Source organism: Pseudomonas sp. M1, assembly GCF_022760135.1.
GTDB classification, from domain to species: Bacteria; Pseudomonadota; Gammaproteobacteria; order Pseudomonadales; family Pseudomonadaceae; genus Pseudomonas; species Pseudomonas citronellolis.
This window is the reverse complement of sequence record NZ_CP094343.1, coordinates 1,154,428-1,169,748: the sequence shown is the minus strand read 5'-3', so window position 1 is coordinate 1,169,748 and position 15,321 is coordinate 1,154,428. Positions and strand designations below refer to the sequence as shown.

Genomic DNA, 15,321 nt, shown 5'->3' with positions numbered 1-15,321 from the left:
CGCCGACGACCAGCCACGGCGGCTCTGGACGGCGCCCCGGCGCTGCGGGTAAAACGCAGTATCAGCCGGAGAACGCCATGGACCCGCGCCAAGCCTGCCTCGCCTGCCTAGCCCAGGAGCCACCAGCGCTGTTCGAGGCGGCCCTGTGGATAGCCGCCGAGCACGAACCGCACCTGCCGCCCGAGCAGGCCCTGCGCGTGCTCGACGATCTGCAGCGGCAACTGCAGGCGACGCTGCCCGTGGCCGCCGGCGACATCGAGCAGGCCCAGCTGCTGCTGCGCCGGCTGAACGAGCTGGGCTTCGCCGAGGACGACGACGTGCCCCTGCTGGCCCGCGCCGCCCTGCTGCCCCAGGTGCTGCAGCGCCGCCGCGGGCAACCGTTGTCGCTGGCGCTGATCGCCCTGGAGCTGGCGCGCCGCCAGGGCATCGCCCTGCAGGGGGTGAACTTCCCCGCGCGCTTCCTGCTGCGCGTGCCCGGCGCCGACCACCTGCTCGACCCCGCCACCGGCCGCCGCCTCTACCCCCGCGACTGCCGCGACCTGCTGGCCCGCCACCTGGGCCCGAACGTGGAGCTGAGCGCCGCCTTCCTGCGCAACGCCGAGCCGCGCGAGATGCTCCAGCGCCTTTCGCGCAACCTGCGCCAGCTGCACCAGGCCGCCGGCGACCACCTGGCGGCCCTGAAGGACGCCCAGCGCGTACTGGAACTGGGCGCCGCCAGCGCCGCCGACCACCTGGCCCGCGCCGACCTCTACCACCAGCTGGAATGCCCCCAGGCCGAACGCTACGACCTGGAGCGCGCCCTGCTGCTCAGCGACGACCCGGCCGAGCAACTGCGCCTGGGCCAGCGCATCGAGGCGATCGCGGTGCAGAAGAAGGCGTTGCACTGAACGGGGGCTTAGGCGTGTAAGCGTGATGGGTATCGCTTCGCTCAACGCCATCCTACGAAAAGCGAGTCGATGCCCACCTGTAGGAGCGCGCCCTGCGCGCGAATCGCGGGCAGGGCCCGCTACAATTTGCTGTGAGGTATGGAGTTTGCTCGTGGGGCATCAGGCTTTGAGCAGCCCCAGCTCCTTGGCCCGGGCCACGGCCTGGGTGCGGCGTTCGACGCCGAGCTTGCCGTTGATGCGCCGGGCATGGGTTTTCACGGTGTGCAGGGAGATGAACAGGCGCTCGCCGATCTCCAGGTTGGAGCAGCCGCGGGCGATCAGTTCCAGCACCGACAGCTCGCGCAGGCTGAGCAGCGGCGCCGGGCGTTCGCCGGCCTGTTCGGCCAAGCGTTTCGGCAGGCGCTGGCGGGCATCTTCCAGTATCGCTTCCAGGCCGTGGCGGCGGGCCAGTTCCAGGCCTTCCTGCCAGCAGTCGCGGGCCTGTTCGTCGGCGCCGGCGGCGGCATGGGCCAGCGCCAGCCCCAGCAGGACCTCGCAGACCAGGGCCATGCGCCCCTGCCGCTGCATTTCCGCCAGCAGGTTCGACAAGCGCTCCAGCGCCCGTTGCGCCTGGCCGTCCTGGATATCCGCCATGGCCAGTTGGCATTCCACCCGCAGCAGCAGGTCGACCGCCGAGGCCGGCGCGCTGCGGCCTTCCTCGCGGTAGCGGCTCAGCACCCGGGTGAAGATTTCCCGGGCCTGGGCGGTCCGCCCCTGGCGCAGGCCAAGGGTGCCGCCGGCCAGCAGCAGCGGGCCGCGGTAGACCGCTTCGGGTATGTGCTGCAGCTGCATCTGCCGCTCGGCTTCGAGCAGGCGGTTGAAGGCCACGTCGAACTGGCCCTGGCGCGCGTCGAGCATCGCCAGGCCGATGTAGCCGTACAGGGCGCAGGGGTCGAGGTTGCGCTGCGCGCCGCGCAGGCCGTCCTGCATCAGCTGGCGCGCCTCGGCCGGGCGGCCCTGGTGGTAGCACGCCCAGCCCAGGCGCAACTGCGCGCGGCAGGCCACCGGGCAGCCGCTCTGGTGCCGTTCGGCCAGGGTGTCGAGCATGCGCCGCAGCAGGGCTTCGGCGCGCGGCAGCTCGCCGCGCTGGGCCAGCAGGTAGGCGTGGTCGATCTCCAGGTAGGCCTCGAAGATGGCGCTGCCGCGGGCGCGGGCCAGCTTCAGGGCATCGCGGTTGAGCAGGCGGGCCTCGTCCAGGCGGCCGTCGATCAGCGCCAACTGGCTGAGCGCGGACAGGCTGATCAGGCGCTGCGCCCAGGCTTCGTCCGGCAGGTCGTCCAGGGCGGCCTGCAGCAGCGGCGCGGCCTCGCGGCGGCCACGGGCGTGGGCGAGCATGCCGGCCAGGCCCAGCCACTGTGCCACCAGTGCCCGCTGGCGCGCCTCGCCGGGCAGCGGCAGGAAGCGCGAGAAGGCCGCCAGCTGCGCCTCGACTTCGTCCAGGCGCCCGCCGAAGAGCAGTGCCCAGGCATTGAGGATCAACAGCCGCGGCGTGCTCGCCAGCAGCTCTTGCGGCAGTTCCTCGCGCAAGCGCAGCACCCGCGCCACGTTGTGCCCTTGCAGCAGTTGTTCTTCGGTCAGGCGCTGCAGCAGGCTGGCGGCGACGTCGGGTTGCTCGGCGCGCAATGAGTGTTCGAAGGCGGCGTGGATGTCGCCCTGCTGGCTGTACCACTGGCAGGCCCGGCGGTGCAGGCTGCAGGGCGAGCCGTGGCCCATGTCGGCGAGTTCGTCGGCCAGCAGCGGCGGCAGGCGGTACCAGGCGCCGGCGCCCTCCTCCCGCTGCAGGCCGACGCCGCGTTCGAGCAGGGCCTCGAGAACGCCGGGCTGCTCCTCGAAGAGGTATTCGGCCAGGGAGGTGCAGCAGCGGGTGAGCCGCGCCAGGTCGCAGAGCACCTCCGCCAGCGGCGCCGGCAGGGCGTCGAGGATTTCCCGCTGCAGGTATTCGCGCAGCAGCGGCCGGCCGGCCTCGGCCAGTTGCCCAGGCGAAGGCGTGCCCGCATCGGCCGGCCAGCCGAGCAGGCGCAGGCGGATGCCGGCGCACCAGCCGTCGGTCTGCTCCAGCAGCGCCAGGCGCAGTTCCTCCGGCCAGTCGCGGCCGTTGCGCAGCAGGAAGGCTTCCAGCTCGGCGGCGTCGAAGCCCAGTTCCGCCGCGCCCAGTTCCAGCAGTTCGCCCTCCAGCAGCAGGCGCGCCAGGTTGCACGCCGGGCGCCGCCGGCTGGCCAGCCACCAGGACACCCAGGGCGAGGCCTGGGCCAGCAGACGGTCGAGGCAGGCGTCCAGCGCGGTATCGGGTTCGCGGGGGTAGTCGTCGAGCATGATCCACAGCGGCTCGCGGCAGTCGCGCAGTCGGCCGAGCACTTCGACCTCGCCGACCGGCCCCAGGCCCAGGGCCTCGCCCAGGCGCCGGCACAGGGCCGCGGCGTCGAGGGCCTCGCCGCCCAGCGCCAGCCAGGCGATGCGGGTGCCCGCCGGGGCGGCGCGCGCGCACTCGCCCAGCAGCACGGTCTTGCCGTGCCCCAGGGGCGCGAGCAGCAGGCGCAGGCGGTGTTCCTCGTGCAGCAGGGCCTGGCGCAGGCGTGCGCGCGGCAGATGCTGCGGTGGCAGGCGGGGCAGCGAAGCGAGGGTGGCGACAGCGTCGATCATGGGCGGGGTCCGACCGATTCTGACGTTCGAGACTAGTCAGCAGTCGGGCCCCAGGGAAGGGCTATCAGCCGGATGTATGTAGCGACATATCACCCTTTGGCATTACAGGAAGGTACATGGCCGGCGGCAACCCCCGCCGCCGGCCATGGCCCGGCTCAGCGCACGCCTTCGTTGCGCAGCGCCGCCGGGGTGTAGTCGGCCATGCTGGCCTTGATGCCGAAGCGGTAGCCGCTCTTCTCTTCGTTGAACAGGCCCAGGGCCAGGTAGCGGCCGGCGATCACGTCGTAGATCACCTCCGGCACGTAGCCGCCGGCCTGGTGTACGTAGTTGAACATCTGGTGACCTTCGGAAACGCGCCACAGCTGGCCGCGGCCGTCGTAGTGGTCGACTTCGGCGATCTGCCAGCTGTCCTCGTCGATGTACATGTGGCGCTTGGCGTAGATGTGCCGCTCGCCCGGCTTCACGGTGCCCACCACTTCCCACACGCGGTGCAGCTCGTAGCGCGTCAGGTCCTGGTTGAGGTGGCCGGCCTTGACGATGTCGTCGTACTTGTAGGTCGGCAGGCCCAGCTTGTAGCTGTTGTAGGGGATGTACAGCTCCTTCTTGCCCACCAGTTTCCAGTCGTAACGGTCCGGGGCGCCGGAGAACATGTCGAAGTTGTCCGAGGTACGCAGGCCGTCGGCGGCGGTGCCGGGGCCGTCGTAGGCCACCTGCGGGGCGCGCCGCACGCGGCGTTGGCCGGCGTTGTAGATCCACGCCAGGCGCGGCTCCCTGACCTGGTCGAGGGTCTCGTGCACCAGCAGCACGTTACCGGCCAGGCGCGCCGGCGCCGTTACCGACTGCTTGAAGTACAGCAGGATGTTACTGACCTTGGCGAGGTCCACGTCGCCCATGTTCTGCGGGAAGGCCACGGTCTCCTCGAAGCGGATCGGCGTGTAGCTGCCGTTGGTCTGCGGGGTGACCTGGACCACGGTGCGCGCCAGGTTGCCGCCGCGGTAGCGGGTGATGTGGTTCCACAGCACCTCGACGCCGTTCTTCGGCAGCGGGAAGGCGTAGTAGCGGCTCTTGTCGAAGTTGGCCAGGCCGTTGCCGTCGTTGATCGGCTGCACGTTCACCGCGCTGGTCTTGACCGCCTGGTAGATCTCCGCCGGCTGCGAGAAGGTGCGGTGGGTCTTGTACACCGGGATGCGGTAGGTGTCCGGGTAGCGCTTGAACAGCGCCACCTGGCCGTCGGTGAGCTTGTCCCGGTACTGGTCGACGTTCTGCGCGGTGATGGTGAACAGCGGCTTCTCGCCGGCGAAGGGGTCGCTGAGGAAGCCGCGGGCGTCCTCGCTGCCGGCGCTCTTGTCGATGCCGCCGGTCCAGGCCGGGATGCTGCCGTCGGCGTTGCCTTCCTTCTGCGCGCCCATGGGCGTGAGGCTGGTGCCGAGCTTGGCCGCCTCGTCCGCGGACACCGCCGCCATCACGGCGCCGGAGAGCAGGCTCAGGGCCAGGGCGCCGCATTGCAGGATTCGTATCTTGTTCATCTTTCCTGTCCTTGACTGACCGATCAGAAGTTCACACCGAAGCTGACAGCGATGAAGTCGCGATCGTTGATCGGGTTGTAATCGCCACCGAAGAAATCGGTATAGCTGATGCTGGCGGTATAGGTGTTCTGGTAGTCCGCATCCAGGCCGACGCTGACCGCCTTGGCGCCTTCGCTGAAGTTCGGGCCGTAGCCGTGCACGTCGTGGGACCAGGCCAGGTTCGGCTTGAAGTTGATGCCGGCGATGACGTTGGGGTAGTCGAGGATGCCGCGCACGCGGTAGCCCCAGCTGCTGCTGGTGTAGAAGCCCTTGTTGTTGCACTCGCCGGGGTTGGCGGTGTTCAGCAGGCCCTGGCACAGGGAGTTGTTGGGCAGCTCGCCGATGCCCCAGATGGAGTCGCGGCCGAAGCGCAGCTCGCTGTCGTCGATGCCGCTGATGTGGTTGTAGCCCACCTCGCCGACCACGGTCAGGCGTTCGGCGGCCAGCACCTGGTCGAAGAACTGCGTCACCGTCACCTGGGCCTGGGTCACCGGCTTGCGTACGTAGCCGTGGATCACCTCGCCGGCGGTGGGGGTGGCGGCGCCGCTGGCATAGATGGGGTTGCCGAACAGGGTGGTCGGGTAGAGCGCGGCCACGGTCAGGTCGGTGCTGTTGAGCTGCAGCGGCATGTTCGGCCGGTAGCTGACCTCGCCGGCCACCGAGGTGCCGCCGATGTTGGTCTGGAAGCTCAGGCCGTAGAGGCGGATGTCCTCCGGGTACTCGATCAGGTACTGTGCGCTGGCCTCGCCGGTGGCGGCGTTGGCGGTGGCCAGGCCTTGTCCGGCGATGGTGCTGAAGACCGGGTTACGGCTGTGGTAGTTCATCACGTAGGCGCCGAACTCGGTGTCGTTCAGCTCCGCCGCGTACCAGCGCAGCGCCAGGCCCCACTGGCCGCCGTCGCGGGCGGTGTTGTCGCCGGAACGCGCCAGGTAGCGGTAGCCGCTGGCCGGGTCGGTGTCGAAGTCGCTGCCGGCGTAGACCAGGCGGTTGCAGCCGTTGGCCGCCACGTCGGTGGTGGAGAAGAAGGTGCCGCAGTTGTCCACCACCGTCTTCTCCCACTTCAACTGGTAGAAGCCCTCGGCGGTGAGGCTGTCGGTCAGGCCCTGGGACATGTAGAACATGCTCACCGGGATCAGGCCTTCCTTGATCTCCGCGCCGGGGCGGCGGAAGGCGGCGACGTCGACCGGGTTGATGCTGTTGATGGAGTTCTGGATGAAGGTGCTCTCGCCCCAGCTCACCACCTGCTTGCCCAGGCGCACGGTGCCGGGCAGGTCGCCGATGCTGTACTTGTGGTAGATGAAGGCGTCCAGCAGTTCGGCGCCGGAGGAGCGCGCCCCCATGCTGCGGCCCTGGTCGCTGATGTCGTAGAGCTCGCGGTGCTCGTCCTTCAGCTCGAAGTCGTACCAGTACTTGCCGCGGACGAAGACGCCGGTATCGCCGTACTTCAGCTCCAGGTCGTGGATGCCCTTGAAGATCTTCGAGAAGGTCTCGCCCTTCTTGAAGTTCAGGCGGCCGTCGTCGGAGGTCTGCGACGAGGCGCGGCCGCCATTGCGGGCGCCGACGTATTCCGAGTCGGCGTCGCGCAGCCCCCAGCTGGCCCCCACGGACAGCGTCGAATCCAGCTGCCCCTCGATTTCCCCGATGTTGAACGAGACGGCCCCGGCCTGGGTGGCGCAACCCAGGGCTACAGCAGCGGCCAGCAGTTTCGGTTGGAACGATACGCGCCTTGTTTTTGTTGTCATTCGGCACTCCTGACGGTGTCTAGGCGGCTACACGCTACTCAGCCGGCCCGGTCGCGACCAAGCGCACCAAGGAGGTATTTGCACTGTCAGCCGAAAGAGTGAATCCCCCTCTGCGACGGCCCCGGGCGGCCACCATTGACGCCGGGCATGGCCCATCATGCAGTGCCTGGATGATAGCGGGGCCTCCCCCCTACCCGAGCGCGCCGCTCTGCGGCATCCTGTGCGCCATGCGAGCGACCCACCCGACCCCGGCCGACAGCCACCTCACCCCGAGCACCCGCGACGTGGTGCAGCGCTACCACGACAGCTGGAAGCGCCGCGACCTGGACGCGGCGCTGGCGCTCTACCACCCCGAGGTGGAATACAACGACTACTTCCAGAACCGCCGCATGGGCCTGGCGGACCTGCGCGAGTACGTCACCCAGACCATGCCCAGCCGCCCGGACGAGTTCCTCGACCACATCGACCGCATCCGCGTCGACGGCGACACGGCCTTCATCCAGTACCGCACCGCCATCACCCTCAGCGGGCGCCTGGCGGTGTTCCACTCCAGCGAAGCCATCAGCGTGCGCGACGGGCTGATCTGGCGCATCAACGAATACGCCACCCTGGTCCGCGAGGACGCCCCGGGCGCCGCACGCGCCTCCGGCGACAGCCGCCCGCCGGCCAGCCGCCTGGGCCTGTCGCCGCGCCAGCTCAGCCAGTTGGCCGCGGACCTGGAGGAGTACTTCCACAAGGCCCAGCCGTACCTCGCGCCGGACCTGGACCTGTCGCAGGTGGCCGGCGCCACCGGCTACACGCGCAACCAGATTTCCTACCTGCTCAACCAGGTGATGGGCCTGAGCTTCTACCAGTACGTCAACCAGAAGCGCCTGCAGCACCTGCTGGAACAGTTGCGCCCGGCCACCTCGGCGCGCATCGACGAGCTGGCCTTCTCCGCTGGCTTCAACTCGCTGTCGGCCTTCTACCGCTGCTTCCGCCAGCAGACCGGGCTGTCGCCGCGGGAATACCTCAAGCGGATGGAAAACCCGTAACGCCGAGGTGCGCTTCGTAGGATGGGTTGAGCTTACGAAACCCATCGGACCCTGGTGATGGGTTTCGCTTCGCTCAACACCATCCTACGACGGCATTCGTCCTTCCCCCGTAGGAGCGGACCTTGTCCGCGATAGCCGGGCGTCCCGGCGCGTTTCGCGGATGAGATCCGCTCCTACAATTGCCGTCAGCCGGTGCCGTCAGCCGGCTTTTCCCCGCGTACCCGCGCGCACGACAGGAAGCCCCGGCGCTTCTAGGCTTGCGCACATTCCCCATCACCCTTCTGCCCGGAGTCGCCCCTATGTCGGCATGGCGCCATATCAGCCTGTGGATGAACCAACTGGACGACGACTTCATCGCCCGCCCGGCCCTGGAAGGCGCCCTGGAGGTCGACGTGGCCATCGTCGGCGCCGGCTACACCGGGCTGTGGACGGCCTATTACCTGAAGACCCGCGCGCCGCAATTGAAGGTCGCCATCCTCGAGGCCGAGACCGCCGGCTTCGGCGCCTCCGGGCGCAACGGCGGCTGGCTGATGGGCGCGCTGCTGGGCGAGGACCGCCTGGTGGGCCGCATGCCCGAGCCGCGCCGCCGCGAGACCTGGGACCTGCTGCACGGCATCCCCGACGAGGTGGCCAGGGTGCTGGAACGCGAAGGCATCGACTGCGACTACCGCAAGGGCGGCGTGCTCTATTGCGCGGCGCGCTACCCGGAACAGGAACGCCGCCTGCGCCAGTACCTGGCCGACCTGCGCCACGAGGGCCTGGGCGAGGACGACTACCGCTGGCTGTCGAAGGCCGAGCTGGACGGCCAGCTGCGCATCCCCAGCGCCCTGGGCGCGCTCTACACCCCGCACTGCGCCACCATCGACCCGGCCAAGCTGGCCCGCGGCCTGGCCCGCGCGGTGGAACGCCTGGGCGTGCAGCTGTTCGAGAAGAGCCGCGTCAGCCATTGGCAGCCCGGCCTGCTGCGCACCGACAAGGGCAGCGTGAAGGCCCACTGGATAGTGCCGGCGGTGGAAGGCTACGCCGCCGCCCTGCCGCCCCTGGGCAATTACCAGCTGCCGGTGCAGAGCCTGCTGGTGGCCACCGAGCCGCTGCCCGAGTCGGTATGGGCGGAGATCGGCCTGGAGCACGGCCAGGCCTTCAGCGAGTTCAGCCGCCAGGTCACCTACGGCCAGCGCACCCGGGACAACCGCCTGGCCTTCGGCGCCCGCGGCGGCTACCGCTTCGGCGGCAAGCTGCGCAGCGATTTCAGCCTCGACGACGACGAGGTCGGCCTGCGTCGCTACCTGTTCGGCGAGCTGTTCCCGCAGCTCAAGGACGTGAAGATCACCCACACCTGGGGCGGCAACCTGGGCATGTCGCGGCGCTTCCACCCGCACATGCTGGTCGACCGCCGCAACGGCATCGCCCTGTCCGGCGGCTACGGCGGCGAGGGCGTGGGCGCCACCAACCTGGGCGGGCGCACCCTGGCCGACCTGATCCTCGGCAACGACAGCCTGGAGACCCGGCAGAACTGGGTGATCCACGACCGCGCCATGACCGACGCCCTGCGCGCCTGGGAACCCGAGCCGTGCCGCTGGCTGGGCTACAACGCGATCATCCGCAGCTTCGTCCACGAGGACGAGGTGCTGGCCAACCCCAACACCCCGGCCTGGCGCCGGCAGCTGGCGGAAAGACTCGCCGCCGGCATGGAAGGCCTGATGACCTGGAAGGTCGGCTGAAGCCGCCTCCCCCTTTTGCACCGACAACCCACTGGAGCCCCGATGAAGATCACCCACCTCAAGGACACCCCCAACGCGCCCCTGGGCGAAGCCAGCCCGGTCGGCGTGCCGCTGGGTGAACCGGTCTCGCACACCCGCGTGGCCGAAGTGGAACGCCCCGACCAGGTCGACACCGGCATCTGGGAATGCACCCCGGGCCGCTGGCGCCGGCAGATCGTCGAGCAGGAGTTCTGCCACTTCATCAGCGGCCGCGGCACCTTCACCCCGGACGACGGCGAGCCCATCGCCTTCCAGGCCGGCGACGCCTTCCTGCTGCCGCAGAACAGCCTGGGGGTGTGGGACATCCAGGAGACGGTGCGCAAGACTTACGTGATCATCAAGCGCTGAGGCGCTCTTCGTAGGATGGGTTGAGCTTGCGATACCCATCAGGCCATGGCGATGGGTATCGCTTCGCTCAACACCATCCTACGACGGGGTTCGTCCTGCCATGTGGGGAGCGAGCTTGCTCGCGAATGGAGTTTCCCTGGGACGCCGCTGCATGAGGGAAGCGCCTTTCCCTCTCCCTAACCCTCTCCCTGAAGGGAGAGGGGACCGTTGGGCAGATGCTGATATCTCGGCGTTAGCCGGCTAGCACAATGATTACCGGCTGAAACCATTCCTCCTCTCGGCACGGACAAGCCCCCTCTCCCTTCAGGGAGAGGGCTGGGGAGAGGGTGCGGAGTCAACCCGAAACACCGTAGTCACCGGAAGGCGCCATTCGCGAGCAAGCTCGCTCCTACGAAAAGCAACCCCGTCCCTCAAAACTTCCCATGCCGCCCCTCCCCCCGCGCGAAGCGCTGCGCCCCGACCTGGGTCTCGCCGCTGAGAATCACCATCAGCCCACCCTGGAATTCATTCGCCATGGCCACGTCGAACGACTGGTTCCACTGCGCATAGACGCTGTCGCGGTCCGCCAGCATGCAGGCCTGGGGGAAGTCGGCGATCTGCCGGGCCAGGTCCTCGGCGGCGGCGCGGGCCTCGCCCTTGGCCACCACGCGGTTGGCCAGGCCCATGCCCAGGGCTTCCTGGGCGGCGACCGGGCGGCCGGTGAGGATCAGGTCCAGCGCCCGGCCCTGGCCGATGATGCGCGGCAGGCGCACGGTGCCGCCGTCGATCAGCGGCACGCCGAAGCGCCGGCAGAACACCCCGCACACCGCGTCCTCGGCCATCACCCGCAGGTCGGCCAGCAGCGCCAGCTCCAGGCCGCCGGCCACGGCGTAGCCCTCGATGGCGGCGATCAACGGCTTGTTCAGGTGCATGCGGCTGGGGCCCATGGGGGCGTCGCCTTCCATTTCCAGGCGGTTGCGCCGCTCGCTGCCCTCGGCCACCGCGGCGAGGTCCGCGCCGGCGCAGAAGGTGCCGCCGGCGCCGGTGAGCACCGCCACCTTCGCCTGCTCGTCGGCCTCGAAGGCGCGCAGGGCCTCGGCCAGGGCGTCGGCAGTGGGCCGGTCGACCGCGTTGCGCGCCGCGGGGCGGTCGATGATCAGGGTGGTTACCGGGCCGTTGTGCTCGACGATCACGCTCATGCTGGACTCCAGGCTGACGGAAAGGACGAAGGCCGGCTTGCGCCGGCCTTCTACCTTACTGCGTCACGGAGCGCGGAGCAGCACCCTGGCCGTTCCGCCCGTCAGGCTGGCCGCTTCAGCCGACGTATTTCTGCAGGTTGGCCATCATCTCGCGCAGGGCCTCGACGTTGTCCGCCGGGTGCACGGCGTTCTCGAAGCTGCTGATCTGCTGCCAGTGCGCCGCCACGTCCTCGGCATCGAAGCCCTCGCGCGGGTCGAAGCCGAAGCCCAGGCTGCGCTCCCAGCGCACCTTGCCCATCCAGCCGCCGCCCACTTCATACAGGCCGGAGGTGTCCTGGCAGGCCTCGCTGCCCAGGTAGACCACCAGCGGGCTGACCAGCTCGGGCTTGAGCTGCTCGAACACCTGCGGCGGGATCAGCCCCTCGGTCATGCGGGTGCCGCCGGTGGGGGCGATGGCGTTGACCAGGATGTTGCTCTTGCGCCCTTCCAGGGCCAGGGTGCGGGTCAGGCCGTAGAGGCCGAGCTTGGCCATCCCGTAGTTGCTCTGCCCGAAGTTGCCGTAGATGCCCGAGGTGGAAGCGGTGAAGATCACCCGCCCGTAGCCCTGCTCGCGCATCAGCGGCCAGGCGGCGCGGGTCACCTTGTAGGCGCCCTCGACGTGGACCTTGTAGACCAGGTCCCAGTCGGCGTCTTCCATCTTGTGGAAGGTCTTGTCGCGCAGGATGCCGGCGTTGTTCACCACCACGTCGACGCGGCCGAAGGCTTCCACGGCCTCGCGCACGATGTTCTCGCCGTCGGTCACCGAATCATGGTTGGCGATGGCGGTGCCGCCGGCGGCGCGGATCTCCGCCACCACGCGGTCGGCGGCCGAGGCGTTGGCGCCCTCGCCATGGGTGCTGCCGCCCAGGTCGTTGACCACCACCTTGGCGCCATGCTTGGCGAACAGCAGGGCGTGGGCACGGCCCAGACCGCCGCCGGCGCCGGTAACGATCACTACCTTGTCGTCGAAACGAACGGCATCACTCATGGTTGGTACTCCCAGGCAGGTTGATGGCTACGGAGTGTCAAACAGACGTTTGACGGTCACAACCAAGACGCCGGACCTGAATATGCCCCGATAAGGTCCGGGGATGATGCCGGCGGCCCGTTCAGGCCGCCGGCTGCACCTGCCCCGCCAGGCGCGCGCGGAACGCCAGGTAGTGCGCCAGCACCTGCTCCGGCGCCTCGGTCTGCGGGTAGTGGCCGATGCCGTCGAGCATCACCGTGTCCGGCCGCGGGATCAGTTGGCGGTAGCGCTCGACCATGTGCGCGCCGGAGATCGGGTCCACGGGCCCGTCGATCAGCCGCAGCGGCACGGAGGTGCGCTGCATGGCGCCCACCCAGCGCTCGCGGTGTTCGCGGCGGTCGAGGATGTAGTGGATCAGCCGGTGCATCACCTTCGGCCCGTCGTTGCAGGCGATCAGGCTCCAGAAGGCATCCAGCTCCTCCTCGCTCGGCCGGGTGCGCGGGCCGAACACCTTGGCGAAGTTGGCGGCCAGCTTGCCACGGTCGAAGAAGCGTCCGAAGAAACCGCCCAGCGGGCTAAGCAGCAGCTTCTGCGAGAGCACCGGGCGGTGCGTCTCGGGGAACAGCCCGCCATTGAGGAACACCAGCGAAGCCAACTGGATGCGCCCTTCCAGGTGCCGCGCCAGCAGTTCCTGGCCGACGCTGTTGCCGTAGTCGTGGACCAGCAGGTGCACGGGCTCGCGCACCGCCAGATGCTCCAGCAGCGCCTGCTGCAGGTCGGCCTGTTCGAGGATGCGGTAGGCGTGGTTGCGCGGCTTGGCCGAGTCACCGAAGCCGAGCATGTCGCAGGCGATCACCCGGTAGCGCTCGGCCAGCGGCCGCCACAGCTTGTTCCAGTCCCAGGAGGCGCTGGGGAAGCCGTGGATCAGCAGCAGCGGCTCGCCCTCGCCGGCCTCCCAGTAACGGATGGCATGGCCGTTGAAGTCGAAGGTGCGCCCCTGCGCGCGCCAGTCGCGCAGGGGGATGGCGATGCCGGCCATCAGTCGCGGTAGCCGGGGTTCTGCAGGTCGAGCTTGCGCAGCAGCGCCGGCCAGGCCAGCGCCCCGCCCATGCCCTGGGAGGTCTTCATCACCCCGGCGACCATGGCCCGGGCGCCGTCGAGGATCTGCTGCGGGATGTGGATCAGCTCGCCACCGCCGCTCTGCGCCATCACCTGCGCCTCGCAGGCGCGCTGCAGGGTGAACATGCCGAGGAAGGCGTCGGCGACGGTGCCGAAGGCGGTGAGCAGGCCGTGGTTGGGCAGGATCATGAAGTGCTTGTCGCCCAGGTCGGCCTGCAGGCGGGCCTTCTCGTCGTGGTTCAGGGCCACGCCCTCGTAGCCGTGGTAGGCCAGGCTGGAGAGCACGAACAGCGACTGCTGCGACAACGGCAGCAGGCCGTTCTTCTGCGCCGACACGGCGATCCCGGCGGGGGTGTGGATGTGCAGCACGCAACCGACGTCGTGGCGCACCTCGTGCACGGCGCTGTGGATGGTGTAGCCGGCGGGGTTGATGTCGTAGGGGCTGTCCATCAGCTTCTTGCCGGCCAGGTCCACCTTCACCAGGCTGGAGGCGGTGATCTCGTGGAACATCATGCCGTAGGGGTTGATGAGGAAGTCCTCGGTGCCCGGGACCTTGGCCGAGATGTGGGTGAAGATCAGGTCGTCCCAGCCGTACAGGGCGATCAGCCGGTAGCAGGCGGCGAGGTCGACGCGGGTCTGCCATTCGGCCTCGGAGACCTGGTCTTTCACGGAAGGTGCGGGAGCGGCGGCGTTCATGGGGCGGTCCTCATCGTTGTTGTTGTTCGATGGGGCCAGTCTAGTCAGGCGAAGGCCGCGGGACTGTCGGGGGTCTGACAGTCCTCTCCTACAACTGCGGCAAACACCACGCCCCGTAGGATGGGTTGAGCGAAGCGATACCCATCACCGCGACCGCATGGGTTTCGCAAGCTCAACCCATCCTACGAAAGGCACCTCGGCGCGGCTCGCTCCTACAGGACCAGCGCGACGGCGGGCGCCAGCATCAGGTTGAACAGCCCGGTGAGGACCATCAGCAGCCCCGCCGTGGAGCCCTCCTCGCCGCCGAACTCGTAGGCCCGGCTGGTACCCGCGCCGTGGGCGCCGACGCCCAGCAGCGCGCCGCGGGCGAGGGTCGAGCGCAGCGGCAGCAGCTTCATCAGCAGGCCGCCGGCCAGGGCGCCGAACACCCCGGTGATCATCACGAAGGCGGCGGTCAGCTCCGGCACGCCGCCCAGGTCGTGGGACATCTCCATGGCCAGCGGCGTGGTGATCGAACGCGGCACCAGCGACAGCGCCACCTGGCCGTCCAGCGCCAGGGCGTTGGCCAGCATCCAGGAACTGCCGATGGCCACCGCGGAGCCGGCGCACATGCCCACCAGCAGCGCCGGCCAGTGCCGCGCCAGCAGCGCGCGCTGCTGCCAGATGGGCACGGCGAAGGCCACGGTGGCCGGGCCGAGCAGCGCCACCAGCCAGTTGGTGTCGCGCGAGTAGTCGGCGTAATGGGCGTGCAGCGGGATGGCCACGGCGAACAGCAGCACCGGCACGAACACGATGGGCGCGAAGCCGTACCAGCGCACGCGCTTGTACAACTGGCGGCTGAACAGGTAGCCGCCGAGGGTCAGGGCCAGCCAGAACAGGGCTTGCTTATCGAGACTCATGGCGCGACCTCCAGCGGTACATACCCTCTACCGACAGCGCGGTGACCAGCATCACCAGCAGGGTGCTGCACATGATCACCAGCAATATCTTCCAGCCCTCGCTGCGCAGCAGCGGGCCATAGTCCAGCAGGCTCATCAGCGCGGGGATGAAGAACAGCAGCATCTCCGCCAGCAGCAGCCCGGCGCCGCCCTGCAGCAGGGCCGGGCGGATCGCCCCGCTGGCGAACAGCGCCAGCAGCAGGCCGAGCCCCACCACCCCGCCGGGCAGCGGCAGGCCGGTGGCTTGCGCCAGCCAGCCGCCGAACCACCAGAAGGCGATGAGGACGGCGAGTTCGAAGCCCAGTCGGGCGATGCGGCGGATCATTTCGGGTGCCTGCGTGGCGGTGTGCTGTGGATGGCGCTCAGGTT

General features: G+C 69.3%; 13 protein-coding genes. 4 read left to right on the top strand and 9 right to left on the bottom strand.

Features of this window, described 5'->3' with window-relative positions; all coding sequences use genetic code 11:
* Positions 1 to 77 precede the first annotated feature (77 nt).
* Positions 78 to 887, top strand: a complete 810-nt coding sequence (locus PM1_RS05245; protein WP_009616062.1) for a SirB1 family protein — start codon at positions 78 to 80, stop codon at positions 885 to 887.
* A 159-nt stretch (positions 888 to 1,046) separates the two neighbouring features.
* Here PM1_RS05245 and PM1_RS05240 read toward each other — a convergent pair whose 3' ends face one another.
* The 3 genes from PM1_RS05240 to PM1_RS05230 form a co-directional block, all read right to left on the bottom strand.
* Positions 1,047 to 3,566, bottom strand: a complete 2,520-nt coding sequence (locus tag PM1_RS05240) for a LuxR C-terminal-related transcriptional regulator (RefSeq protein WP_009616061.1) — start codon at positions 3,564 to 3,566, stop codon at positions 1,047 to 1,049.
* A 155-nt stretch (positions 3,567 to 3,721) separates the two neighbouring features.
* Entirely contained in the window at positions 3,722 to 5,092 is a 1,371-nt protein-coding gene (locus tag PM1_RS05235) for a DUF1329 domain-containing protein (RefSeq protein ID WP_009616060.1), read from the bottom strand.
* Positions 5,093 to 5,115: 23 nt separating this feature from the next.
* Entirely contained in the window at positions 5,116 to 6,873 is a 1,758-nt protein-coding gene (locus tag PM1_RS05230; RefSeq protein WP_009616059.1) for a DUF1302 domain-containing protein, read from the bottom strand.
* A 227-nt stretch (positions 6,874 to 7,100) separates the two neighbouring features.
* On the opposite strand from PM1_RS05230, the gene PM1_RS05225 reads away from it, so the two are divergent.
* The 3 genes from PM1_RS05225 (at position 7,101) to PM1_RS05215 (ending at position 10,015) form a co-directional block, all read left to right on the top strand.
* The gene (locus PM1_RS05225) at positions 7,101 to 7,907 is read left to right on the top strand and encodes an AraC family transcriptional regulator (protein WP_043300115.1); all 807 of its coding nucleotides are present in this window, start codon (positions 7,101 to 7,103) and stop codon (positions 7,905 to 7,907) included.
* 299 nt (positions 7,908 to 8,206) lie between these two features.
* Positions 8,207 to 9,628, top strand: coding sequence for an NAD(P)/FAD-dependent oxidoreductase (locus PM1_RS05220; protein WP_009616057.1), 1,422 nt, complete (start codon positions 8,207 to 8,209; stop codon positions 9,626 to 9,628).
* Between the two features lie 42 nt (positions 9,629 to 9,670).
* Positions 9,671 to 10,015, top strand: a complete 345-nt coding sequence (locus PM1_RS05215) for a cupin domain-containing protein (protein WP_009616056.1) — start codon at positions 9,671 to 9,673, stop codon at positions 10,013 to 10,015.
* 410 nt (positions 10,016 to 10,425) lie between these two features.
* Here the strand turns inward: PM1_RS05215 and PM1_RS05210 are convergent, their stop codons facing one another.
* The 6 genes from PM1_RS05210 to PM1_RS05185 all read right to left on the bottom strand — a co-directional run bounded on the left by PM1_RS05210 (position 10,426) and on the right by PM1_RS05185 (position 15,277).
* On the bottom strand, positions 10,426 to 11,193 hold the full coding sequence (locus PM1_RS05210) for a crotonase/enoyl-CoA hydratase family protein (RefSeq protein ID WP_009616055.1): 768 nt from the start codon (positions 11,191 to 11,193) through the stop codon (positions 10,426 to 10,428).
* A gap of 115 nt (positions 11,194 to 11,308) precedes the next feature.
* Positions 11,309 to 12,220 (bottom strand): SDR family oxidoreductase, encoded by a 912-nt coding sequence (locus tag PM1_RS05205; protein WP_009616054.1) that lies wholly within the window; start codon positions 12,218 to 12,220, stop codon positions 11,309 to 11,311.
* Positions 12,221 to 12,341: 121 nt separating this feature from the next.
* Entirely contained in the window at positions 12,342 to 13,238 is an 897-nt protein-coding gene (locus tag PM1_RS05200) for an alpha/beta fold hydrolase (protein ID WP_009616053.1), read from the bottom strand.
* Complete coding sequence (locus PM1_RS05195) at positions 13,238 to 14,014, bottom strand: class II aldolase/adducin family protein (protein WP_009616052.1); 777 nt, start codon at positions 14,012 to 14,014, stop codon at positions 13,238 to 13,240. Before PM1_RS05195 ends, PM1_RS05200 begins: the two co-directional genes overlap by 1 nt.
* 212 nt (positions 14,015 to 14,226) lie before the next feature.
* Positions 14,227 to 14,913 carry an LrgB family protein gene (locus tag PM1_RS05190; protein WP_009616051.1) on the bottom strand — a complete coding sequence of 229 codons (687 nt, stop codon included), beginning with the start codon at positions 14,911 to 14,913 and terminating at the stop codon, positions 14,227 to 14,229.
* On the bottom strand, positions 14,900 to 15,277 hold the full coding sequence (locus tag PM1_RS05185; protein ID WP_009616050.1) for a CidA/LrgA family protein: 378 nt from the start codon (positions 15,275 to 15,277) through the stop codon (positions 14,900 to 14,902). Before PM1_RS05185 ends, PM1_RS05190 begins: the two co-directional genes overlap by 14 nt.
* Between the last annotated feature and the right edge of the window lie 44 nt (positions 15,278 to 15,321).

What these genes read in the sequence shown, in the direction of transcription:
- PM1_RS05245 (WP_009616062.1), top strand. Translation starts at nt 78, where the DNA reads ATGGACCCGCGCCAAGCCTGCCTCGCCTGCCTAGCCCAGGAGCCACCA.
- PM1_RS05240 (WP_009616061.1), bottom strand. Translation starts at nt 3,566, where the DNA reads ATGATCGACGCTGTCGCCACCCTCGCTTCGCTGCCCCGCCTGCCACCG.
- PM1_RS05235 (WP_009616060.1), bottom strand. Translation starts at nt 5,092, where the DNA reads ATGAACAAGATACGAATCCTGCAATGCGGCGCCCTGGCCCTGAGCCTG.
- PM1_RS05230 (WP_009616059.1), bottom strand. Translation starts at nt 6,873, where the DNA reads ATGACAACAAAAACAAGGCGCGTATCGTTCCAACCGAAACTGCTGGCC.
- PM1_RS05225 (WP_043300115.1), top strand. Translation starts at nt 7,101, where the DNA reads ATGCGAGCGACCCACCCGACCCCGGCCGACAGCCACCTCACCCCGAGC.
- PM1_RS05220 (WP_009616057.1), top strand. Translation starts at nt 8,207, where the DNA reads ATGTCGGCATGGCGCCATATCAGCCTGTGGATGAACCAACTGGACGAC.
- PM1_RS05215 (WP_009616056.1), top strand. Translation starts at nt 9,671, where the DNA reads ATGAAGATCACCCACCTCAAGGACACCCCCAACGCGCCCCTGGGCGAA.
- PM1_RS05210 (WP_009616055.1), bottom strand. Translation starts at nt 11,193, where the DNA reads ATGAGCGTGATCGTCGAGCACAACGGCCCGGTAACCACCCTGATCATC.
- PM1_RS05205 (WP_009616054.1), bottom strand. Translation starts at nt 12,220, where the DNA reads ATGAGTGATGCCGTTCGTTTCGACGACAAGGTAGTGATCGTTACCGGC.
- PM1_RS05200 (WP_009616053.1), bottom strand. Translation starts at nt 13,238, where the DNA reads ATGGCCGGCATCGCCATCCCCCTGCGCGACTGGCGCGCGCAGGGGCGC.
- PM1_RS05195 (WP_009616052.1), bottom strand. Translation starts at nt 14,014, where the DNA reads ATGAACGCCGCCGCTCCCGCACCTTCCGTGAAAGACCAGGTCTCCGAG.
- PM1_RS05190 (WP_009616051.1), bottom strand. Translation starts at nt 14,913, where the DNA reads ATGAGTCTCGATAAGCAAGCCCTGTTCTGGCTGGCCCTGACCCTCGGC.
- PM1_RS05185 (WP_009616050.1), bottom strand. Translation starts at nt 15,277, where the DNA reads ATGATCCGCCGCATCGCCCGACTGGGCTTCGAACTCGCCGTCCTCATC.